This is a genomic window from Collimonas sp. GW821-FHT02H07 (genome assembly GCF_059421505.1).
Genome location: NZ_JBWKVC010000020.1, coordinates 1 through 22,199, shown reverse-complemented (window position 1 = coordinate 22,199; position 22,199 = coordinate 1). Strand labels below are relative to the sequence as shown.

At 59.5% G+C, this 22,199-nt stretch carries 22 protein-coding genes and 1 tRNA gene; 8 read left to right on the top strand and 15 right to left on the bottom strand.

Features of this window, described 5'->3' with window-relative positions:
* Positions 1 to 5: 5 nt before the first annotated feature.
* The 9 genes from rraA to AC07V8_RS23290 all read right to left on the bottom strand — a co-directional run bounded on the left by rraA (position 6) and on the right by AC07V8_RS23290 (position 9,363).
* Complete coding sequence (gene rraA, locus AC07V8_RS23330; RefSeq protein WP_211441359.1) at positions 6 to 500, bottom strand: ribonuclease E activity regulator RraA; 495 nt, start codon at positions 498 to 500, stop codon at positions 6 to 8.
* Positions 501 to 526: 26 nt separating this feature from the next.
* On the bottom strand, positions 527 to 2,197 hold the full coding sequence (locus AC07V8_RS23325) for a sensor domain-containing diguanylate cyclase (RefSeq protein WP_494680587.1): 1,671 nt from the start codon (positions 2,195 to 2,197) through the stop codon (positions 527 to 529).
* 401 nt (positions 2,198 to 2,598) lie between these two features.
* Positions 2,599 to 5,202 (bottom strand): ATP-dependent chaperone ClpB, encoded by a 2,604-nt coding sequence (gene clpB / locus AC07V8_RS23320; RefSeq protein ID WP_494680588.1) that lies wholly within the window; start codon positions 5,200 to 5,202, stop codon positions 2,599 to 2,601.
* Positions 5,203 to 5,272: 70 nt separating this feature from the next.
* Positions 5,273 to 5,464, bottom strand: coding sequence for a CrcB family protein (locus AC07V8_RS23315; RefSeq protein ID WP_494680589.1), 192 nt, complete (start codon positions 5,462 to 5,464; stop codon positions 5,273 to 5,275).
* Positions 5,448 to 5,936: a molybdopterin synthase catalytic subunit MoaE gene (gene moaE, locus AC07V8_RS23310; RefSeq protein ID WP_494680590.1), complete on the bottom strand. Its 489-nt coding sequence runs from the start codon at positions 5,934 to 5,936 to the stop codon at positions 5,448 to 5,450. The genes AC07V8_RS23315 and moaE overlap by 17 nt, the downstream gene beginning before the upstream one ends.
* A gap of 27 nt (positions 5,937 to 5,963) precedes the next feature.
* A complete protein-coding gene (gene moaD, locus AC07V8_RS23305; protein ID WP_494680591.1) occupies positions 5,964 to 6,221 on the bottom strand; it encodes a molybdopterin converting factor subunit 1 in 258 nt (85 codons plus the stop codon).
* 53 nt (positions 6,222 to 6,274) lie between these two features.
* Positions 6,275 to 7,516 carry a molybdopterin molybdotransferase MoeA gene (locus AC07V8_RS23300; protein WP_494680592.1) on the bottom strand — a complete coding sequence of 414 codons (1,242 nt, stop codon included), beginning with the start codon at positions 7,514 to 7,516 and terminating at the stop codon, positions 6,275 to 6,277.
* Positions 7,517 to 7,540: 24 nt separating this feature from the next.
* Complete coding sequence (gene thrC / locus AC07V8_RS23295) at positions 7,541 to 9,001, bottom strand: threonine synthase (protein ID WP_494680606.1); 1,461 nt, start codon at positions 8,999 to 9,001, stop codon at positions 7,541 to 7,543.
* Between the two features lie 110 nt (positions 9,002 to 9,111).
* Entirely contained in the window at positions 9,112 to 9,363 is a 252-nt protein-coding gene (locus AC07V8_RS23290) for a DUF2164 domain-containing protein (RefSeq protein ID WP_211441365.1), read from the bottom strand.
* A gap of 294 nt (positions 9,364 to 9,657) precedes the next feature.
* On the opposite strand from AC07V8_RS23290, the gene gmk reads away from it, so the two are divergent.
* From gmk to AC07V8_RS23275, 3 genes are all read left to right on the top strand, one after another.
* Entirely contained in the window at positions 9,658 to 10,302 is a 645-nt protein-coding gene (gmk, locus tag AC07V8_RS23285) for a guanylate kinase (protein ID WP_061941191.1), read from the top strand.
* Between the two features lie 57 nt (positions 10,303 to 10,359).
* The gene (gene rpoZ, locus AC07V8_RS23280; protein WP_092351791.1) at positions 10,360 to 10,563 is read left to right on the top strand and encodes a DNA-directed RNA polymerase subunit omega; all 204 of its coding nucleotides are present in this window, start codon (positions 10,360 to 10,362) and stop codon (positions 10,561 to 10,563) included.
* Positions 10,564 to 10,673: 110 nt separating this feature from the next.
* The gene (locus tag AC07V8_RS23275; RefSeq protein WP_494680593.1) at positions 10,674 to 12,956 is read left to right on the top strand and encodes a RelA/SpoT family protein; all 2,283 of its coding nucleotides are present in this window, start codon (positions 10,674 to 10,676) and stop codon (positions 12,954 to 12,956) included.
* Positions 12,957 to 12,993: 37 nt separating this feature from the next.
* Here the strand turns inward: AC07V8_RS23275 and AC07V8_RS23270 are convergent, their stop codons facing one another.
* Positions 12,994 to 13,443 (bottom strand): DUF1178 family protein, encoded by a 450-nt coding sequence (locus AC07V8_RS23270; RefSeq protein WP_494680594.1) that lies wholly within the window; start codon positions 13,441 to 13,443, stop codon positions 12,994 to 12,996.
* Positions 13,444 to 13,519: 76 nt separating this feature from the next.
* On the bottom strand, positions 13,520 to 14,353 hold the full coding sequence (locus AC07V8_RS23265) for an isocitrate lyase/PEP mutase family protein (protein ID WP_494680595.1): 834 nt from the start codon (positions 14,351 to 14,353) through the stop codon (positions 13,520 to 13,522).
* A 280-nt stretch (positions 14,354 to 14,633) separates the two neighbouring features.
* Here AC07V8_RS23265 and AC07V8_RS23260 point away from each other — a divergent pair, with 280 nt between their 5' ends.
* On the top strand, positions 14,634 to 14,987 hold the full coding sequence (locus AC07V8_RS23260; protein WP_494680596.1) for a hypothetical protein: 354 nt from the start codon (positions 14,634 to 14,636) through the stop codon (positions 14,985 to 14,987).
* A 16-nt stretch (positions 14,988 to 15,003) separates the two neighbouring features.
* Here AC07V8_RS23260 and AC07V8_RS23255 read toward each other — a convergent pair whose 3' ends face one another.
* Positions 15,004 to 15,318: a hypothetical protein gene (locus AC07V8_RS23255; protein WP_494680597.1), complete on the bottom strand. Its 315-nt coding sequence runs from the start codon at positions 15,316 to 15,318 to the stop codon at positions 15,004 to 15,006.
* Between the two features lie 180 nt (positions 15,319 to 15,498).
* A complete protein-coding gene (locus AC07V8_RS23250) occupies positions 15,499 to 15,909 on the bottom strand; it encodes a hypothetical protein (protein ID WP_494680598.1) in 411 nt (136 codons plus the stop codon).
* Positions 15,910 to 16,094: 185 nt separating this feature from the next.
* On the opposite strand from AC07V8_RS23250, the gene AC07V8_RS23245 reads away from it, so the two are divergent.
* Positions 16,095 to 16,403, top strand: coding sequence for an H-NS histone family protein (locus tag AC07V8_RS23245; protein ID WP_494680599.1), 309 nt, complete (start codon positions 16,095 to 16,097; stop codon positions 16,401 to 16,403).
* A 55-nt stretch (positions 16,404 to 16,458) separates the two neighbouring features.
* Here the strand turns inward: AC07V8_RS23245 and AC07V8_RS23240 are convergent, their stop codons facing one another.
* Positions 16,459 to 19,107, bottom strand: coding sequence for an autotransporter domain-containing protein (locus tag AC07V8_RS23240; RefSeq protein WP_494680600.1), 2,649 nt, complete (start codon positions 19,105 to 19,107; stop codon positions 16,459 to 16,461).
* Positions 19,108 to 19,721: 614 nt separating this feature from the next.
* On the opposite strand from AC07V8_RS23240, the gene AC07V8_RS23235 reads away from it, so the two are divergent.
* The 3 genes from AC07V8_RS23235 (at position 19,722) to AC07V8_RS23225 (ending at position 20,960) form a co-directional block, all read left to right on the top strand.
* Positions 19,722 to 20,099: a DUF805 domain-containing protein gene (locus AC07V8_RS23235; protein ID WP_494680601.1), complete on the top strand. Its 378-nt coding sequence runs from the start codon at positions 19,722 to 19,724 to the stop codon at positions 20,097 to 20,099.
* A gap of 94 nt (positions 20,100 to 20,193) precedes the next feature.
* Positions 20,194 to 20,733, top strand: coding sequence for a cysteine hydrolase family protein (locus tag AC07V8_RS23230; RefSeq protein WP_494680602.1), 540 nt, complete (start codon positions 20,194 to 20,196; stop codon positions 20,731 to 20,733).
* A 140-nt stretch (positions 20,734 to 20,873) separates the two neighbouring features.
* Positions 20,874 to 20,960 (top strand) — tRNA-Leu (locus tag AC07V8_RS23225).
* A 488-nt stretch (positions 20,961 to 21,448) separates the two neighbouring features.
* On the opposite strand, the gene AC07V8_RS23220 is transcribed toward AC07V8_RS23225, so the two are convergent.
* The coding region (locus AC07V8_RS23220; protein WP_494680603.1) for a YadA family autotransporter adhesin at positions 21,449 to 22,199 on the bottom strand (751 nt) is incomplete at its 5' end.

The following is a 22,199-nucleotide window of genomic DNA, read 5'->3' as shown; positions in this document are numbered from 1 at the left end:
CCCGTTCAGTCGAGTTTCTGGGCGGCCACGAGTACGCCGTCAGCATCGGCATAAATCCAGGCGCCGGGCGCGATCGTCACGCCGGCGATCGAGACGCTGATGTCGCGCTCCCCTACTCCCTTGCGGACGCTGCGTTGCGGGTGCAGCGCCAGCGCGCGAACGCCGATATCGCAGGCATTGAGCTCCGCCGAATCGCGCACGCAGCCGTTGACGATGATCCCGGCCCAGCCATTTTTCTGCGCCAGCACGCCGAGGTTGCCGCCGACCAGCGCGCAACGCAGGCTGCCGCCGCCATCGACCACCAGCACCTGGCCGTCGCCGGCGGTTTCCAGCGTGCTGCGCACCAGCACATTGTCTTCATGTACCTTGAGGGTGCGCGCCGGACCGCAAAACGCCTGGCGCTTGCCGAGAGAAATAAACACCGGCGGCAATACCGCCAGGGCGGCGCTTCCGAGCTTGTCTTCGTTGGCGTCGCACAGATCACAGGTGGCGAAAGTCATTGCATCTCCGTTGCAGGCAGTGTTGGTCAGCTGGGTTCTTCGGGCGGCTCGGCCGAAAATGTCAGGCCGCCGAATTTCTTGACACTATACATCCGCTTGTCGGCGACTTTCAACAAGGTTTCCAGGTCAAGGCCGTCGGCCGGATACAGCGCGCCGCCGATGGATGCGCCGATCTGGCAATGGTCGCCGTTGCTCATCAGGATCGGCTTGTTGAGCACCGCATAGATTTTTTCCGATATCGCCAGCGCCGATTCTTCATCGGCCACGCCCGGCAGGTAGACGATGAATTCATCGCCGCCGAAGCGCGCTACTTCATCCTCTTTGCGCAAGGCGTTCTGCAGGCGCAGGCCGACTTCGATCAGGACCCGGTCGCCTTCATCGTGACCGTAGTGATCGTTGACCTGCTTGAACTTGTCCAGGTCGACGAACAGCACCGCAAACCGGAACAGCTGCGGCTCGACGTCGGTGCGGCGGCGAAATTCGATTTGCGCAATCAGCGAATCGCGGTTCAGCAGGCTGGTCAGGCGGTCGGTGCGCAGATGGCGTTCCATCTCCTGGAAGCTCTCTGCCAGTTCGCCGATCTCGTCCTTGCGGTCGATATTGAGCTTGGCAAACGGCCGCCCGCTGCCTATGCTGCGCACCGCCAGCGTCAGCTTGCGGATATCGCGCAAGGCCCAGCGCAAGATCCCGTAGCCGGCCAGCAAAGCCAGCAGGATCACCAGCAGGCCGAGATACAGGCTTTTGTAGACGCTGGAGTTGATCGCGCCCCAGAAATCGGAGCGCGGCAAAGCCACCACGGCGATCCATTCCAGTCCGGCTGCATCGCGATGCAGCTGCGCGGCCACCTCGATCTGTCCGGAGGCGCTGGGAAAGGCGCCGATGATCAGCTTGCCGGGCTTGGGCGGATTGAGCGTCGAGGGAATGACCGGGTCGGTGATCGGCACCACTCCGGGGTGCTTCTGCAGATAGGTTTGCACCAGTTGCCAGCTTTGGCGCATGAACGGTGAAGCGATGTTGCCGAGCCCGTTCCTGACACGCAGGCTCTTGCCGCTGGCATCAGGGATGAACACATTTTCGCCATTGGACGCAGCAACCAGGTCGCCATTGCGCTCGGCAATATAGGCCACGCCATTCCTGTCCATCGGCAGCGCCTGCAGGTATTCCCGCAGCGGCTTGAGCGACAGTTCCCTGGCGACCACGCCGATCAGATCGTGGCTGGCGTCAAACACCGGCCGCGCCAGCATCAGGACCGGCTCATTGTTGGCGGCCTCGACAAACACCGGCGACCAGGCATCTTTTTTCTGGCTGACGGCATTCAGGTACCAGCTTTGCGTACGCGGTTCGTACTCCTCCGTCTCCAGAAAAGTCATTTCGACTGCCGGGCCGCGACTGCGGTATAAGTGGCTGGGCTCGTCGCCGGCGCCTCTCAGGCGGACCCGGAATTCATTGGCGGCGGTACGGCGGATGCCAACGAAATGCCCGTCCGTGCCGGCAAAACCGATAAAGCCGCCGACCGCCGGAAACAGGCCGCTGGCGATCCACATGCGCTCTTCCAGCCGGCGCACATTGGCAGGAAAGGGAATCGGCGTAGGCGTCTTGTTGGCGGCATCGGCGACTTGATCAGGCGCGACTACCCGCAACGCCGCGCCGGCGTCGAAAAGTTGCCTGTTGATTGCACTGTTGATGCCTCCCATCATGTCTGCCAGGACCTTTTGCGATAACGCATCGGTAGCATCCTGGCCAGCCTGATAAAGAAGCCAGCCGACTGAGACGGCCAGACATAACAATAGCGCTGCAAACGGCAAAATGAATAAGCGTTGCAGTGAAGTTCGCTTCAAAATTGCCTCGAAATAACACAAGAATCGGCAATATCCGACTTAAAGAAACTACGCCTGCATCTTGGCGTTACCAACGCGAATGCTGCTTTACAGCAGATTTAAATGCACAATTTATAACATTCGATTATTACAGCACCAAGACAGCAGTCTAAACGGCATCAATCTGAAAAAAGGCCACACGGCGACGCCATGTGACCTTTATAAAGCAACAGGATGAAGCTTGTTGTGATTTTACTCTTTTGCGCCTGCGAAATTCGAGCTTAAGTTGTTACTTTGAAAACTATATCACCATTGTTAACATTTACATGAACAATGTCCTTAGGCCCGAATTTTCCCTCCAGGATCAATTTCGACAGCGGGTTTTCTATCTGCTGCTGAATTGCCCGCTTCAACGGCCGCGCCCCGTACACCGGATCGAAGCCAGCCTCGGCGATTTTCTGCAGGCCGGCTTCCGAGATTTCCAGGCCCATGTCCATTTTCGCCAGGCGTTGCTCCAGTATCTTCAGCTGGATCAGGGCGATCGCACCGATGTTTTTCTCGTCGAGCGCATGGAACACCACGATTTCGTCTATACGGTTGATAAACTCCGGACGGAAATGGTTCCTCACTTCTGCCATGACTTCCATTTTCACCACCGCCGGATCGCTGCCTTCCATCGCCTGGATCCGGTGCGAACCGAGATTCGATGTCATCACGATAACCGTATTCTTGAAATCCACGGTGCGACCCTGGCCATCGGTCATGCGGCCGTCGTCCAGCACCTGCAGCAGCACGTTGAACACGTCCGGATGGGCTTTTTCAATCTCATCCAGCAAGATCACGCTGTAGGGCTTGCGCCGCACCAGTTCGGTCAGATAACCGCCCTCCTCGTAGCCGACATAGCCCGGCGGTGCGCCGATCAGGCGAGCCACTGAATGCTTCTCCATGAATTCGCTCATGTCGATGCGAATCATCGAGTCAGCGCTGTCGAACAGGAAACTGGCCAGCGCCTTGCACAGCTCGGTCTTGCCGACGCCGGTAGGGCCCAGGAACATGAAGGAACCGTAGGGCCGGTCAGGATCGCTCAGACCGGCGCGCGAACGGCGGATGGCGTCCGAGACGGCGACGATGGCCTCGTCCTGGCCAACCACGCGGCGATGCAGTTCCGCCTCCATATTGACCAGTTTCTCGCGCTCGCCCTGCAGCATCTTCGACACCGGGATGCCGGTCATGCGCGACACGATCTCGGCGATTTCATCAGCGCCGACCTGAGTCCGCACCAGCTGCGGCTTGCCTTCGGGATCCGGATGCTGCTCAGCCAGCGCGTCCTGCTTCGACTGCGCCTCCAGCGCTTTCTCAAGCTCGTTGAGCTTGCCGTATTTCAGCTCAGACACCTTTTGCCAGTCGCTGTTGCGGGTCGCCTCGTCGATCTGCAGGCGCAGCTTCTCGATTTCCTCTTTCAGATGCTTGCTGCCCTGGGCGCTGGCTTTCTCCGACTTCCAGATTTCTTCCAGGTCGGCATATTCGCGCGACAACTTCTCGATTTCCTCTTCGATCAGGGTGAAACGTTTTTGCGACGCTTCGTCTTTCTCGCGGCGCACGGCTTCGCGCTCGATCTTGAGCTGGATCAGGCGCCGATCAAGCTTGTCCATCACCTCCGGCTTGGAGTCGATTTCAATCTTGATCTTGGCCGCCGCTTCATCGATCAGGTCGATCGCCTTGTCGGGCAGGAAACGGTCGGTGATGTAGCGATGCGACAATTCCGCCGCCGCGACGATGGCCGGATCGGTGATTTCCACGCCGTGATGGACTTCGTATTTTTCCTGCAAGCCGCGCAGGATCGCAATCGTGGCTTCGACGCTAGGCTCGTCCACCAGGATCTTTTGGAAACGGCGTTCCAGCGCCGCATCCTTTTCGATGTATTTACGATACTCGTCCAGGGTGGTGGCGCCGACGCAATGCAACTCGCCGCGCGCCAGCGCCGGCTTGAGCATATTGCCGGCATCCATCGCGCCTTCCGCCTTGCCGGCGCCGACCATGGTGTGCAGCTCGTCGATGAAGACAATGGTCTGCCCTTCATCCTGGGCGATTTCCTTCAACACCGCTTTCAGGCGTTCTTCGAACTCGCCGCGGAATTTTGCGCCGGCCAGCAAGGACGCCATGTCGAGCGACAAGACGCGCTTGGATTTCAGGCTGTCAGGCACTTCGCCATTCACAATGCGTTGCGCCAGGCCTTCCACGATCGCGGTCTTGCCGACGCCGGGTTCGCCGATCAGCACCGGATTATTCTTGCTGCGGCGCTGCAGGATCTGGATCGCGCGCCGGATTTCATCGTCCCGGCCGATCACCGGATCGAGCTTGCCGAGACGCGCCCGTTCGGTCAGGTCCAGCGTGTATTTTTTCAATGCTTCGCGCTGCCCTTCGCCATCCTGCGAAGCGACATTGGCGCCGCCGCGCACTGCGGTAATTGCCGCTTCCAGCGCCTTGCGCGTGAGGCCGTTTTCGCGTGCCAGCCGGCCTGCATCGGATTTATCGTCAAGCAGGGCCAGCAGCAGCATTTCGCTGGCGATGAACTGATCGCCGCGTTTTTGCGCCTCCTTGTCGGCCAGGTTGAGCAAAGCCAGCAGCTCGCGGCCGATCTGCACTTCGCCGCCGCTGCCGCTGACCTTGGGCAGGCGGCCTAGCGCAGCCTTAAGCCCGGCGCCCAGCGCCGCCACGTTGACGCCGGCGCGCTGCAACAGCGACGTGGCGCTGCCATCGTCCTGGTTCAGCAACGCAATCAAGGCATGCACCGGATCTATGTATTGATTATCGTTACCGACCGCCTGGCTCTGCGCGTCGGCAATCGCTTCCTGCAACTTCGTGGTTAATTTATCGAAACGCATGGTTCCTCCAAAATATCTGATAGATAGAAAATTGGGACATGCCGTCTGATTTCAAGCGCGTACAGGCAAACTAAGTATGGCTCAGGAACCAGCCGTATTCGCCATTTTGCAGCAACGGCATCGATTCGGCTGAAAAGGTGGAAAAAGTGGCCAGGCCGCCAAGCAAGCCGGTGATCACCGGCAAGCGCCATTCCGTCTGCAGCGCGAGATACGATTCAAACGCCGCCACTACCAGGCCAGTCAGCTCATTTCTTGCTTTCACGCATAGGCAAAGGCAAGCCATCCTGCTCCCATTTGGCGAGCGCTTCGTCGTCGCTGCTGCGCGCATCGACCCAGCGCGCGCCTTGTTCGGTGTGCTCTTTCTTCCAGAACGGCGCTTCGGTCTTGAGGTAGTCGATGATGAATTCACAGGCGGCGAAGGCATCGCCGCGATGCGCCGAGGTGACCGCCACCAGCACGATCTGGTCCTGCGGCAGCAAGGGGCCGATGCGGTGTATCACCAGCGCGTCGAATATTTCCCAGCGCTGCTTGGCCTGGGCGACGATGGCGGCCAGCGCCTTCTCGGTCATGCCGGGATAATGCTCAAGCTCCATCTGGGCGACGCTGCTGCCGTCGTTCAGATCGCGCACGGTGCCCAGGAAACTGACAACGGCGCCAATCCGGGGGTTGCCCAGCCGCAGTTGCGCCAGCTCGGCGGCGAAATCGAAATCTTCAGTCTGGACGCGGATTGGCATAGTCAGTACCTCATTGCCGGCAATACATCAGCCGCCGGTGACCGGCGGGAAAAATGCGACTTCGCCACCGTCGGTGACGACGGTATCGGGGTGCGCCAACTCTTGATTGAAAGCCATCCGCAGCGCGCGGCCGTCCGCCAGCGCTTCGGCCCAGACGCCGCCGCGGGCGCGCAAATGCGCGCGCACGGCGCCAACGGTAGTCACCGTCTCCGGCAACTCCAGCACTTCCTGCGACAGCTTGAGCGTCTCGCGCAGGCTGGCAAAAAAACGCAGCTCGATTTTCATTGCATTCTCATTATTGATCAGTCTCAGCCGACTAACTACTTATTGCTCACTACTTATTGTAGTAAAGCAGAAAACGGCAGGAAGCGCAGCATATCGCCGCGGGCAATGGTTTGCCCGGCCGGATTGTCGACCAGGCCATCGCTCCAGACAGCAGAAGTCAGCACCCCGGAGCCCTGATGCGGGAACAGATCCAGGCCGCCGTTGGCATTGATTCTTGCGCGCAGGAATTCCTGGCGGCGGTCGGCCTTGGGCCAGTCGAAATCGGCGCGCATGGCCAGCGCCTGCGGCGCCGCTGCATCCGCCGCCACGCCTTGCTGACGCAAGATGAAGGGCCGCACGAAGATCAGGAAGGTGACGAAACTGGAAACCGGATTGCCTGGCAAGCCGATAAAGAAAGCGTTGCCGCCAGCGGCGCGGCGCACCTCGCCGAACGCCAGCGGCTTGCCAGGCTTCATCGCGATTTGCCACATGTTGAGGCGCCCTTCTGCTTCCACCGCCGGCTTCACGTGGTCTTCTTCACCCACCGAGACGCCGCCCGACGTCAGGATCAGATCATGTTCCTGCGCGGCGCGCCGCAGCGCTTCGCGGGTAGCTTCCCGGTTGTCCGGCACGATGCCGTAGTCGGTAATCTGGCAGCCGAGATTTTCCAGCAAACCGCGCAGGACGAAACGGTTGGAATTATAAATAGCGCCCGGCTTCAAGGGCTGGCCGGGCATGGCCAGTTCATCGCCGGTGAAAAACATCGCCACCCGCAGCTTACGCAGCACCGGCAGCCGTTCCAGGCCTACCGATGCCGCCAGGCCAAGATCCTGCGGCCGCAGGCGCGTGCCTGCCGCCAGGATCACGCTGCCGCTCCGGATATCCTCGCCGGCGCGACGCACCCATTCGCCGGCTTTCGGCGTGTGCCTGATCACTACCGCATCGCCGTCGGCTTCGCACATTTCCTGCATGACCACGGCGTCGGCGCCGGCCGGAATCATGGCGCCGGTAAAGATCCGCGCCGCGCTGCCGGCTGCCAGCGGCGCGCCGACGTGTCCGGCCGGGATTCTTTGCGACACCGGCAAGCGCGCCGCGCCGCTGCCGCAATCGGCGGCGCGCACCGCGTAGCCGTCCATTTGCGTGTTGTCCGCCGGCGGCACATTGAGCTGCGAAGTCTGGGCGCCGGCCAGCACCCGGCCGTTCGCTTCCAGCGTCGGCACCAGTTCGGTCGCGGCGCTATCGACTAGCGGGCGGGCGGCGGACAGCAGCAGCGCCAGGGCTTCGGCGACAGTTAACATCGGTGGCTTTTGCATCATTTTCTCTACCGCTTTCGTTGCAGCTTACAAGCCGGTGTGGGTAGCGATGAAGCTCTTGACCTGGGCGACATCGGCGGCCATCACTTCAAACCGCTGCGGCAATGCTTCAATGTTTTCAAAACCGGCCGGCCGTTGCGCATCGCGTCCCAATGCTTCGCGGATGGCTTCGTTGAACTTGGCCGGCAAGGCGGTCTCCAGCACGATCATCGGCACGCCCGGCGCCATGTATTCACGCGCGACCTTGACGCCGTCGGCGGTGTGGGTATCGATGGTGACGTTGTAGCGCTGCTGGATGTCGCGGATGGTGGCTAGCCGGTCCTGGTGCGTGGATTTGCCGGACTGGAAGCCGAAACGGCCGATCCGGGTGAATTCGTCGCCGTCGCTGCCGGGGCCGCCTGCCAGGCTGAAACCGCCTTCGGTCTCGACCTTGTGGAACAAGGCGCGCACGCGTTCGCTGTCGCCGTCCAGCAGATCGTGGATGAAACGCTCGAAATTGGAGGCTTTGCTGATATCCATGCTCGGGCTGCTGGTGTGGTAAGTCTCGGCCGACTTGCGCACACGGTAGATGCCGGTGCGGAAAAATTCATCGAGCACGTCGTTCTCGTTGGTGGCGGCAACCAGCTTGTCGATCGGCAGGCCCATCATGCGCGCGATGTGGCCGGCGCAGATATTGCCGAAATTGCCGGAGGGGACGGTGAACGATACTTTCTGCTCGTTGCTGGTGGTCGCGCTCAGGTAGCCGCGGAAGTAGTACACCACCTGCGCCACCACGCGCGCCCAGTTGATCGAATTGACCGTGCCGATTTTCTGGCTGGCCTTGAAGGCGTGGTCGTTGGATACCGCTTTCACCATATCCTGGCAATCGTCGAACACGCCTTCGACCGCGATATTGAAAATGTTCGGATCCTGCAGGCTGAACATTTGCGCGGTCTGGAATGCGCTCATCTTCTTGTGCGGCGACAGCATGAACACGCGGATGCCTTTTTTGCCGCGCATCGCATATTCAGCGGCGCTGCCGGTATCGCCGGAAGTGGCGCCGAAAATGTTCAGCTTGGCGTCCTTCTTGGCCAAGGTGTATTCGAACAGGTTGCCGAGCAGTTGCATCGCCATGTCCTTGAAGGCCAGCGTCGGGCCGTTCGACAAGGCTTGCAGCAGCAGCTTGGCGCCGTCCTTTTCTTCCAGCACGCTCAGCGGCGTGATCTGCCCTGCATCCTCGCCTGCCCGCACATTGCGGTAGACCTCGGCGGTATAGGTCTTGTGTGCCAGTTCCCGCAGATCGGCCTGCGGCACATCGGTGGCGAATTTCTTCAGCACTTCGAACGCCAGGTCGGCGTAGGACAGCGTGCGCCAGTGATCCAGTTCGGCTGAAGTGACTTGCGGATATTCGGCCGGCAGATACAAGCCGCCATCCGGCGCCAGGCCGCCTAACAGGATCTCGGAAAAATTTTGTGCGGCTGCGTGGCCGCGAGTCGAAACATAATGCATAGTGTGGATGGCGTAGGTAATTGGCGGGTGAAGATGGGCTGCTGCATGCATTATAGCGTCCGCTACCCTGCTGCTGTCAGCTTTGGCGGCGCAGACGGGTTGGCCCGAGCTTATTTTTTCTTCCAGTAGTTGCCGCTCTCTTCGTAGCATTCGACGCTGAGGTCGGCGACTTTCGCTTCCATATGGGCTTGCGCATCAGCGATCGCCTGGTTGTAGATGGCCGGGCCGATCACCTGCAGGCAGAAATCGAGCAGCATGGCAGCCTTCAGGTCGCCGATCGGCTCTTCCATGTTTTCCTTGAAGTAGCGCTGAATGGCGCCGGCCAGGTCTTTCTGTTCCGCTTGCTGCAATTTGATCGCCATTGCCTTGATCCTTGTCTGTTGTACATCATCAAAGCGCGCCAACATTGCCCACGCTTTTTGGGAAACCCATAAATGTACACCAAGCCCTGGCCTGCCGTTATCACTACACCAATATACCTGGCCTACGCGTCATTCATAAAAGATACAAATCCTCGCTGCAGCCTCATTGCCACGCTGATACAATGTCACACTTACTATTCAGGCATTTTGCATACCTGAGAGCCCGCACATCTTTCAATTGTTATGACACCTCCACTAACTACTCCATCAGCCGAACTGGTCAACAGCGCGGCCATGCCCGACGAGCACCCGATGTCGGGCAGCCTGTTCATGGTGGTCGCCCCTTCCGGCGCCGGCAAATCGACGCTGGTGAATGCGCTGCTGGCGCAAGAGCAAACGATCAAACTGTCGATTTCCTACACCACGCGGCCGCCGCGCCCGGGTGAACAGGATGGCCGCGAATACCACTTCACCACTGTGGAAGACTTCCGCGCCCGTCATAAGCAGGGTGAATTCCTGGAGTGGGCGGAAGTGCACACCAATTACTACGGCACCTCGCGCCTGGCAATCGCCGAGCAGATGCAGTCCGGCACCGACGTCTTGCTGGAAATCGACTGGCAAGGCGCGCAGCAGGTCAAGAAGCAGTTTCCGCACGCAGTCGGCATTTTCATCCTGCCGCCATCGATCGCCGCATTGGAAGAGCGCCTGAAAAAGCGCGGCCAGGACGAACCGCAGGTCATCACGCGACGGATTCTTGCCGCCGGCGGTGAAATCGCGCACGCCCCCGAGTTTGAATATGTTATTATTAATCAAGAGTTTGCATCTGCTCTGTCGGAATTAACAGCGATTGTCAAAGCTACTCGCTGCCGCTTTTCGCAACAGGCAGTGCGAAACGCGTCTTTATTTGCCCAATTGGGCATCCACGCAAATTTAAGTTAATATTTAGCCAACTGGTATTCAGCCACCAATTGGCAGTACCGCATTCTGGAGAATTTTATGGCCCGCATCACTATCGAAGATTGTCTGAAACAGATCCCTAACCGTTTTCAGTTGACGCTGTCCGCGACTTATCGCGCACGCCAGCTGTTGCAAGGCCACACAGCGAAGATCGACGCCAAGGACAAGCCAACCGTGATCGCCCTGCGCGAAATCGCTGCCGGCAAGATCGGCATTGAAATGCTCAAGAAGGTACCTGGTTAATTTTGATGAATTGAGGGCAGCGTTGTTACGTCACTGATGCGGTACGCCTTGGCGACTTCACGACTCTGTCCTGCAATTGATAAAACTCATGCGGCTGCTATCGACCAAGTATGAACCTGACATCTCCAGATTCAAGCATGTCATCAGCCGCAACCACAAAAAAACGGGCGGCCTCCCCCCGCTCAGCCAGAAAACCTGCTAATACACCCCCCTTGCCAGATCCTCAGCCCGCCCTCCAGCCCGGCGTCGCCTCGATTACGCACCTGACCACCAAGCTTGCCGAATACCTGACCCCAGCCGAGCTGAAGAAGGTCAAGGAAGCTTATCGCTTTTCGGATGAAATGCATCTGGGTCAGATGCGCAAATCCGGCGAGCCCTATATTTCACACCCGATCGCCGTCGCCGAAATCTGCGCCGACTGGAAGCTGGACGCGCAAGCCATCATGGCCGCCCTGCTGCACGACGTCATGGAAGACCAGGACGTCAAGAAGGACGAGCTGATCGAACGCTTCGGCGCACCGGTGGCGACCCTGGTCGACGGCCTCTCCAAGCTGGACAAGATTGAATTCCAGAGCCAGATCGAGGCCCAGGCGGAAAATTTCCGCAAGATGCTGCTGGCGATGGCGCGCGACGTCCGCGTGATCCTGGTCAAGCTGGCCGACCGCCTGCACAATATGCGCACGCTGGGCGTGATGATCCCGGAAAAGAAACGCCGCATCGCGCGCGAGACCATGGAGGTCTATATTCCGATCGCGCATCGGCTCGGACTCAACAATATCTACCGTGAGCTGCAGGAACTGGCGTTCTCGCACCTGTACCCGCTGCGCCACCGCACCCTGGCGAAAGCCGTCAAGGCAGCGCGCGGCAACCGCCGCGAAGTGGTCAGCAAGATCCTCGAATCGGTCAGCACCACGCTGGCGGCGACCGGCATCAATGCCCAGATCGACGGCCGCGAAAAGAGCCTGTTCGGCATCTACCGCAAGATGCACAACAAGCATCTGTCGTTTTCGCAGGTGCTGGACGTCTACGGTTTCCGCATCGTGGTCGACACCTTCGCCAACTGCTATCTGGCGCTGGGCACCCTGCACGCTCTGTACAAGCCGATGCCGGGCAAGTTCAAGGATTACATCGCGATTCCCAAGCTGAACGGCTACCAGTCGCTGCACACTACGCTGATCGGCCCTTACGGCACGCCGGTGGAATTCCAGATCCGTACCCAGGACATGCACCGCGTCGCCGAATCCGGCGTAGCCGCGCACTGGCTGTACAAGGATGAAGAAGGCAACCTGAGCGACCTGCAGCAGCGCACCCATGCCTGGCTGCAGTCGCTGCTGGATATCCAGAAGCAGACCGGTGACTCGGCCGAATTCCTGGAGCACGTCAAGGTCGACCTGTTCCCTGATTCGGTTTACGTGTTCACGCCGAAATCGAAGATCATCGCCCTGCCGCGCGGCGCCACCGCGCTGGATTTTGCCTACACCATCCACACCGATGTCGGCGACCAGACCATCGCCGCCAAGATCAATCACGAACCGGCGCCGCTGCGCACCGAACTGCATAACGGCGACATCGTTGAAATCATTACCTCGACCAGCTCGCGCCCCAGCCCCAACTGGCTCAGCTTTGTGCGCACCGGCAAGGCCCGTTCCGCCATCCGCCATCACCTGCGCACCATCAACCTGGGCGAATCGGTAGAACTGGGCAAACGCTTGCTGTCGCAGGCCCTGGCCACGCTCAACCTCAATCCGGCGCTGGCGCCGGTGGTGGTCGACCGCCTGCTGAACGAATCCAGCGCCAAGTCGCTGGACGAAATCTACGCCGACATCGGCGTCGGCAAGCGCATGGCGACCCTGGTGGCGCGCCATATCATGGGCTTGCTGGAAAACGAACCTTTACAGACACCGCTGCTCGACATGGAAGGCGTCGCCACCCCGGCCAAGATGGATCCGGTGGTGATCTACGGCAGCGAAGGCATCTCGGTGCAGCTGTCGCCATGCTGCCAGCCGATTCCGGGCGACCATATCACCGGCCAGCTGAAGCGCGACCAGGGGCTGGTGGTGCACGCGGAAGACTGCAACATCGCCAAGCGCCAGCGCAACAAGGATCCGGACCGCTGGATTGAAGTGCTGTGGGGCGAAGACCTGAACCGCCGCTTCGACTGCCGCATCAAGGTGCTGGTCCACAACGACAAAGGTATCCTGGCGCGGGTGGCCGCTGAAATCGGCGATTCCGATGCCAACATCATCTATGTCAACATGGACGATGACAAGGACCAGCTGATGACGCAACTGGTGTTCACCATCCAGGTCGAGGACCGGGTGCATCTGGCGCGCCTGATGCGCAATGTGCGCCGCATCCGCGGCGTCACCAGGATCTTGCGCGACCGTAACTGATAGTCCTGATGAACCTGCATGCGGCCGCGGCGACGGCTTATTGCAGCGTCGATTTGTGCAAGGCGGGCAAAGGCAGCTGGAAAACGTCGATGCCCTCGTCCGCCAGTTCATCGCATTCCTCGACCGTGGCGACGCCGCGGATCCCGTGCTCAGGCACTTCCTTGTAGTGGATCCGGCGCGCTTCTTCGGCAAAACCTTCCCCCACGTCTTCCGTGTTTTCCATGACATGGCGCGCCATGTCCAGCAAGCGCTTCTGCATCTGCGCCGCTGCTGGCGAATGCGGGCCGGTTTCCTTGCGCGCGGCGGTTGCGGACTTGGCGGCGGAGAGATTCAAATGCGGCGCCGACGGCAGCTTGCCCACTTTGACGCTGTCGCAGATCGGACAGACGATCAGTTGCCGCGCCGATTGAGAAATAAAATCATCCTCCGAGCCGAACCAGCCCTCGAAGCGATGATTCTGTTCACAAGCTAAATTGTAGACTTTCATGATGCGGCATTCGTCGGCGCGGAAAAGCAAAGATCTTACACTAACCAGCATAGAACTTAATTAAGCTCTTTGCCGCTTAAAGCTTGTTTGCAGCCTGCAGCATCTCACTGATCTGGCGCATGCCGACCGCTTCATTGCCATAGGTGAAGGTGCCATGCTCGCGCATTTCCTCGGCGGCTCGCAGGAAGGCGCCGAGCGCCGCGCGCGCCAGAGAACCGCCGACGCTGACCCGCTTGACGCCGATCTGCGCCAGCTCTTGCAAGCTGAGCTGCACACCTTGCAATCCCATGACGACATTCACCGGCTTGTCCAGCGAACTGACCACCGCGGCAATATCTTCCCTGCTTTTCAGGCCGGGCGCGTACAGCACGTCGGCGCCGGCTTCCTGATAGGCTTGGAGTCGTCTGATGGTGTCTGCCAGATCGGTGCGGCCGACCAGGAAATTTTCTGCGCGCGCGGTCAGCGTAAACGGGAAATCCAGCGCGCGCGCCGCCTCGGCGGCGGCGCGTACCCGCTCAGCAGCAAGTTCCAGCGGGTAAATCGGATCCTCGCGCCGGCCGCTGGCGTCTTCGATGGAACCGCCGACGATGCCGGCGGCCGCCGCCAGCCGGATGGTTTCCGCCACCGTTGCGGGCGAGTCGCCAAAGCCGTTTTCCAAGTCCGCGCTGAACGGCAAACCGGTAGCCGCCGTCAGTTCGGCCAGGTGCGCCATCATCTGCTCGCGGCCGATGGCGCCATCCAGCAATCCGCGGGAAAACGCATAACCGGCGCTGGTGCTGGCCAGTGCTTCAAATCCCAGCAAAGCCAACAACCGGGCGCTGCCGATATCCCAGGGATTGGGAATGATGAAAGCGCCCTCGCGCGCGTGGAGCTGCTGGAAAACCTTGGCTTTCTCGATCTGGGATGGCATTCAATCTCTCCAATATGAAATCGTGCCGGAAGATTTTTCCTGGAAAAATCCCCTGCGGTTATTGATACCTCAAAACAACCTTTACTGACAACAGACGATAAACATTACCACCAGCAACTAATCAATGCAGGCGATGGCCAAAGATGGGGAGAAAGCGGGCCAGCAAGCGATTCTCTATTAGCTTAGCGCGGCTTTGTTTCCTAGAATGAAATCCTGAAGATTTGGTCGCAACACTTTACCGTCGGCTTGTTTCATGCAGGCTGGCCAAGCGGAGGGGCATATGGAAAAAATACTGCTGGTACTACTCTTGGGCGGGATCTCGGCCGGCATGCCCGGCCAGGCCATTGCCGATAATGGCACCGGCCTGCCGATTGCCGGCCAGGCGCCGCTGTTTGCACCGCCTCCATATGGCGTAGACATGCATGCGCAACCGTTATTCATGGCGCCGCCGTCGGTGAGAATAGCGCCGGCCTGGCGTGAACGCAACGACTGGGCAAAACGGCGCACAGATCAGTGGAGCGAACTCGAATGGCAGCGCCAGCAGTGGCGGGAAAACCGTGGTGAAGCAACGACCGCCGGCAGCCCGCTCAACACCGGCGCAAGCCAGGATCCGGCCTCATCCAACAGCTTCTGATGCTGTCAGACAGGGGCTAAAAGCGCGGCAAATCGGCCAGGGTGCGGCCGGAGGCGTCGCGCTCAGCTATGCCGATGCCTTCGATGCCGTGTTCATAGATCACCAGCGCGATGCTGGGGCCGCGCACAATCTTGCCTTCCACGGAAAATGCTGTCGCCACTTCATCGCCGAAGTGCAGCGCGTCGACCACCAGGCTGACGTCCTGCTCCGACGTCTTGTGTTCCCAGCCGATAGAGCCGTCGTCCTGCGGCTTGGCCCGTCCCCAGCGCACTTCCTCGACCCGGTCGCCCTCGACATTAAAACGCACTGCTTCAATCATATGAATCGACATGTATTTCTCCGGGATAGAAGGTCTGGTTACTCAGAGCTTCATGTTACCTGCCATGTTAGCCGGCAGCAAGATACGCGCTGAGAAATTCGCTGAAGCTTTCTGCCGCGGCACACAAAAAACGCTACCCGATTTCTGGGTAGCGTTTGTTTGTTCAATGGCGCTCAAGGCAGGCGCCGGTCGTCAATAGCCAGGAGGATCTCCCGGAACCACGCGCAACCAGCCGCTCGGGCAACTGGAAATCTCAGGATAATAGCCGGCGGGATCGTTGCAGTAGTAGCTGTAGTTGCCGTCAGGCGCAGTATAGACAGTGCCCATCGGGTAAAGCGCCGGATCGTAGTAATAAGGCCCCCAGAAGAACGGGCCGCCGATCACTATCACGGCGCGGCCATGGAAGTCCCTGAACCGGTGGAATCCGTGACGCGCTTGCGGGCCGTTGCCATGAAATTGGCCGCCGTTATTGCCATGGAAGCCGCCATGAAATTGGCCGCCGCTGTGGGCGCCGCCACCATGGAAGCCGTCACCGTCGCGGGCAAACGCCGGGCCGGCGGCGCCGGACAATAGCAGCGCCAGCGTGGCCAACCAAAAAATCAAAAACTTTTTCATAGCAAGACCTCTTACTTCCCATGCCGCCGCCCCAGGCGGCGCCACAACAGTGTCTCCCTGTATTCAATATAGTTTGCGGCAACCGAATGGTCGATACAATTCAGTAATGTTTGCAACAGCATGTATCAGAACGCAAAAAATGCGGGGCAAGATCGGGCGCCGGCGGACGTTTCATGCCGCACTCCGCTTACGGTATACTTGCTCGTCCAAAACGCGGAAAGAAAGCAATAGAAATGACGACCTACAAAGAACTGCAAGCACAAATCGAGCAATTGAGGAAACAGGCAGAAGAATTGCGCCAGGCCGAAATTGCTGACGTGATTACCGAAATTAAAACCAAGATGCAGGAATACGGCATTACCGGCGCGGACCTGGGTCTGATGGGCAAGAAGCGCGTCATGAAAACCTCCTCGGCGACGACAGATGAAGCGCCGGCAATGACGCCTGCAGCTGAAGAAACGCCCGCCGCCAGCGATATGTGATTGACGGCTGCGATTGACATCAGGCGGTTACCTTCGACGGCAACCGCCGCTCGCGTCAATCCAACGCAAAACGCAAACCCAGCGCAAACACATTATTGCGCAAGCCGCCGCCCCCTAGCTGCGCATCGTAGTTGAAATACCAGCCCCAGCGCTTGTCTACCGCCGTATTCAAACCCAGTCCGAGCCAGCCGCTGCTGCGCGCCAAACCTATTCCCTGCACCGTAAAGCCCGCCCCCGGCGCGCCTACAAAAGACGCATTGAAATCCAGATTGCCGTCGTTAAAGGCATGCTGCCAGGCCGCATACGCTTGCAGCACGCTGTTGCCGCCCGCCCATTGGAAACTGGTGTCGCCGCGCACGCCGAGCATGCCCGCCGTCTGCCGGTACGCCCGGCTATCCGCGGTCAGGCCGAACACGCCGCCGTTTTCGGTAAAGCCGCCGCGCTTGAGGCGGTCATAGGCGAGGCCGGCATAGGGCGTCAGCCGCGTGCTGCCGGATAAGGGCAAGACATAGCCGCTTTCGGCATAGGCCGACCACAGGCTATCGGTATGCTCGGCGTCAAGCTTCTGCGTGCTGTTGCCGATCAACGCCTCGCGCGTCACCGTGCTGTCGACTGTCGCTACACCGGCCCGTCCCGAAACATACCAGCCCTGCTCGCCAAACGCCTGGCGGCCGTATAGCGAAACGCCGGTATCGCGGCTTTTCGACTGCCCGCCGAGCCGGTCGAAGCTGGCCTTGCTGTCCGAATAGGCGATGGCAGCGCCGACGATGGTGTTGGCGCCCAGCCTGGTATCGACGCCGAACTGGCCGCCCCACAGAGAGGTATCGCCGCTGGCGTAGCCGCTCTGGCTCAGCTTGCCGGAGGCGCCGATGGCGCTGACCCACAGGCCTGTGCCGTCATGCCCGCCGGGCTGGTTACCCAGCAGCGACAAGCGGTTGGCCAGGTCGCGGTTGATGGCCTGCGATTGCTGGAAGGTCAAGGCTTGCGCCGAGGCGTGGATCTGGCCCGACAGGCTGTCCAGCACCTGCCCCGCGACCGCCACGCTGGCGCTCTTCTGCACGGCGGCGGCGCTAGCCAGGAATTGCCCGTTCACGCCACTGACATTACCACTGGCGACCATCCGGTCAGCCGCCTGCAAGCCGCTCTCCAGGGCCGCGGCGGCATTGTTGCGGGTGGCGTCGCCGGCGAAAGCCTGCGCCGCCATGGTGGCGACATTCGTGCGGCTGATGAGCAGGTCGACTTCCTTCGCCTGGTAAGACAAGTTGGCCACGATGAATACGCCCGGCGTAAAGCTGACGCCATCGGCTTCAAAGCTGAGCGTGCCGAACTGGCCGCTGACGCCGCCGGCAGCGGTGAGCACCTTGCCGGTAAGACCGGCTTGCTGGGTCACATAGCCGGACGGATCGCTGCTGCCGGCCGGCGTGGTGGCGATCAGGTGCGAGTTGCCGAGGATGGCCGCGCCGCCTACCGTCAGCGTGCTGTTGAGCTGGTTGGCCAGTATTGCGCCTGGCGTGGCCACATAGTTGCCGCCGATCGTCAATCCGGCACCGCTGTTGTCGAGGCGGCCGCTGTTGCTGACATTGCCATGCACCGTGCCGCCGGCGCCAGAAAGTCGGCCCAGACTGGCAACATTCACATTGGAAGCGACCGCGCCGGTGATGTTCAGGCTGCCGCCGAGGACATTGCTGTCGCCCAGGTAGGTATTGTTGCCGGCCAGGGTCAGCTGGCCGCTGCCGCTCTTGTTGAGGCCGGCATCGCCGCCGATATCGTTCTTGAAGACAGAAGAGGCGTTGTCGAACTGCACATTGACGTTAGGTCCCAGCGCCAGGCTCTGGGCAAACAAGGCCGGGCCGTTGACCGCCTTGCTGGCGTTCAGCAAGCCCCAGCCATAGGTGGCGGTATCGTGCATGTCGGTCGCGGTGGAGAGAATGGTCTGGCGGATCAGGTCGGCATTCATCCAGGGATAGGCTTGCTGCACCAGCGCCGCCGCCCCGGTCACGGCGGGTGCGGCGAAGGAGGTGCCGAAGACGCGGCCGCCGCTGCTGCTGGAAATGAAGTCGCCGGGCGCCGCCAGGCACCAGTTGGCAGCGACGCCGCAGCGGTTGGCGTAGCTGGAAATCATGCCCGGCACCGTATCGCTGGCGCTGTAGCCGTTGCTGCCGCCGGCGGCATTGACGGCTGTCACGGCCAGCCAACCGGCTTGCAGATCTGGAAAAAGCTTGGGCAGGCTGGCGTTCAAATTCGGCTGCGCGCCGCTATCGTTGCCGGTGGACCAGACGAACAAACCCTGCTGCGCCACCAGCGGCTGGTACATGGCGTGCAGGGCCAGCGCCTGGCCGACTGTCGCGCCGCTGCTGCTGATGCCGCTGGACTGATTGAAAATCCGCACGCCCTTAGCGAACATGTCCTGGTACATCTGGCTGTTGAACAGCACGTTGTTGTCCGTGGTGCCGGCTGCAGCCGCCTGTATCCGCACAGCGGAGGCCACGCCCAGGGTGTTGCCGGCCAGGACTTCCACCACTTCGGTGCCGTGCATATTGCCGTCCGCGCCGCTGGCGTTATACACCGTCTTGCTGATGCGTCCGGCAATCTGCGGATTGCTGACATCGAAATCGGTATCGATCACCCCCACGGTAACGCCTGCGCCAGTTATTCCCTGCGCGCGGGCGGCAGCGACATTGCTGGGGTCAAGTACATTCAGCATGGCTGGCGGCGTCACGACTGGTGGTGGAGTTACAGAGCTGGTATTGCCGGGCGGGGTAGGAGCAGGGGCTGGTGCGGGACTTGGAGCAGGCGGGACGCTGGGTACGGGAGTAGCGACCGGATTTGGATTGCTGCTGCCTCCTCCGCCTCCGCCGCAACCTGACATCATTATCAATACGGCAACTGAGATGATCGACAGCGAATTCTGGCGAGACAATTCTTTTCCCATAACGCCTCCCACATATATGTGCATTAACTTCAATCCGATCAACGATCGGCATATCGGCCTGCTGCATTCACATACTCAGTCGTGCATCTATAGTAATAAGTCTTATTGTTTCTCTTCGGCAATTAAAGTATGCACGCCTTTTTCTTACATTTCATTACTTCATAGAAATATTTCTACATGGATATATTTTTGCAGCCAGATAACCACACACAGCAGATGGCGCGGGAGAAGTCTTGACGAGAGGAATGGATGAAATATGACGAGGCCGCGAAATTTACGATCAACTAACTTTTTACGAGAATTGCGGCAGCTTTTGTTATTATTACTTCCCGGTAACCTTACCGAACTGCATGGGCATCGCATCGTCACAAACGGAGGCCTCGCCCATGCCGGCACAACTTCAGGGGATAAACATGACATTTACAGAATCAATCAAGATCTGCTTTTCCAAGTACGTCGATTTCAATGGCAGAGCATCGCGCTCCGAATACTGGTGGTTCATACTTTTTCTCGTGCTGGGGACGGTTGCCACAGGCGTAGTCAGCAATAAGCTGAGCGGGCTTTTTTCCCTCGCCACGCTGCTGCCTTCCATCGCCGTGGCAACGCGCCGCTTGCACGATACGGATCGTAGCGGCTGGTGGCAATTACTGGGGTTTGTCCCGGTCCTGGGCTGGATCATCGAAATCTACTTCCTGATCCAGGAACCGAAAGACCCGAACAGATTCGGTTCAGCACCGGCCAGCCAGGCACTGCCGGAAACCTGAAAATCAGGCGAACAACGGCGCCCGCCTTCCACCTAGGCGGATGCCGCACAATGAAAATCTGACGGAATCATCCGTTTTTCATCTGCAGGACAATATGAAATCCGCTCTGTTAATCATCGATGTCCAGCACGATCTTTTTGAAGGCGCCAGGCGGCCGTTTGAAGCCGATGCGGTTGTCGAACGCATCAACGCCCTCACCGCCAAGGCGCGCTCCGCCGGCGCCCAGGTAGTTTTCATCCAGCACGAGGAACCCGCCAGTCCGCTTGAGTACAACTCCCAGGGTTGGCAACTGCAAGCTGGCTTACAGGTAAAAGACAGCGACACCAAGCTGCGCAAGAAGACCAGCGATTCCTTCCTCCGTACCGCGTTGCAGGATCTGCTGACCTCATGGAACATCGATCGCCTGGTGATCTGCGGCTATGCCTCGGAATTCTGCGTCGACACCACCGTCCGGCGCGCTGCCGCGCTGGGATATCCGGTAACCTTGGTGTCCGATGCCCACACTACCCATGACAAGCCGCATGCCACAGGACTGCAGATACGCATCCATGAAAATGCGACATTGCAGAACGTCGACAGTTTTGGCCCGAAAATCACGGCGGTGGCGACAGCTGAAGTCAGTTTCGCCGCCTAGGCAGTCAATTTCATTGTCAAAGCAACTGCTTACGAGAAGATGGCCTTAGCAGGGAGAACCTGTTAAAATTCGGCCCTGCCCAGTATCGCAGGCCGTTTCTGTCGATACTTTTTGCGGTTTTCATGCAAACCCGCAAACTTGCCCGAGTGGTGAAATCGGTAGACACAAGAGACTTAAAATCTCTCGCTCGTAAGGGTGTGCCGGTTCAAGTCCGGCCTCGGGCACCAATTACTAAAAGGCTCTCAGCGATGAGGGCCTTTTTTCTTGCGCTCCGCAATCCATGGTTTGCTCCGCAAAAACCCCGCTTGCATCGTTTGTCCAAATGACCTTTGATCGGCAATGCATTTCTGTTGCAAGGGTATTTTTAAGGCAACCAAGGGTCATACTCCATAGGAACTCATGCCGTTCGATGCCATGGAATATGGACCTCTTATCCCAGTCCCTCTTCGATGATTCAAACGATCAATTCACCACTTGCCCATGCGATTGGACTCGAACCAATTTAAGGCCTCTATTTCATGCGCTTTTGCGGAGGTGTCGTAGGACGGTATACCCCCGCACTCCCCCCACTTATACCCTTGAAAAACCCACAGAAAAAACGACGACTTTCCAGGGTGCTGAGGGATATTTTTAACTAATACATGGTCGACGAGGTGTCAACGAAAATTAAGAACTGCTGCGGCAGCACACCAACATGATGTGCTGCCGGTCAAACCTACCAGGTGAAACCGTATCCAACCTGGAGGACGGTGTTTTGACCTGTAGTACTGACACCCGCTCCCCAAGCGCTATTGCCGCTACTGCTAACCTGCTTGAATTGCAATGCAAGCGCGTTATAGCCCTGATACGAGCCCAACCCCACTCCTACCCCCTTCTTCCCAGGATTCACAGTCGGCATTACCACACCTGAAAGAGCTGCACCCATAGCGACACCGGAGTAGGCAATGCGTTTTACGTCACCAACCTGGTTTTGCACATTTTGAAGCTGAGACACATTTACCGCGTCAGTAGGATTGATCCCTGGTGCCACATTGGTAATCCGGCGTTCGCTACCAGGGGCTCCAATCGACACCGTATTTGCCTGATCCGCTATTGCGCCAGCACCTAACGCAACTGAATTGCTCGCTGTGGCTTGCGCCCCTGCACCGGTGGCGACAGAGTTATTCCCCGAGGCCAGCGCATTCTGACCAATCGCGACAGTAGGATCGCCAGTCGCCTGAGCGTTATTGCCAATCGCCACCGATCCGGCCTGCGACGCCAAGGCACGGAAGCCGACAGCAGTGGTATTGGTATCGGTTGCCTGGGCGTTGGAACCGAATGCCGTTGCGCCGTCTTTGGTGGCCTGCGCGCACAAACCGGAACCGGTCGCATCGACGCCCTTCACCGTGCTGCAGGTTGCCGGCGTCACATTGTTGATCACCGTGCCGTTGGTGCCGCGCGTCTGCACCGTGCCGTCGCTGTTGGCG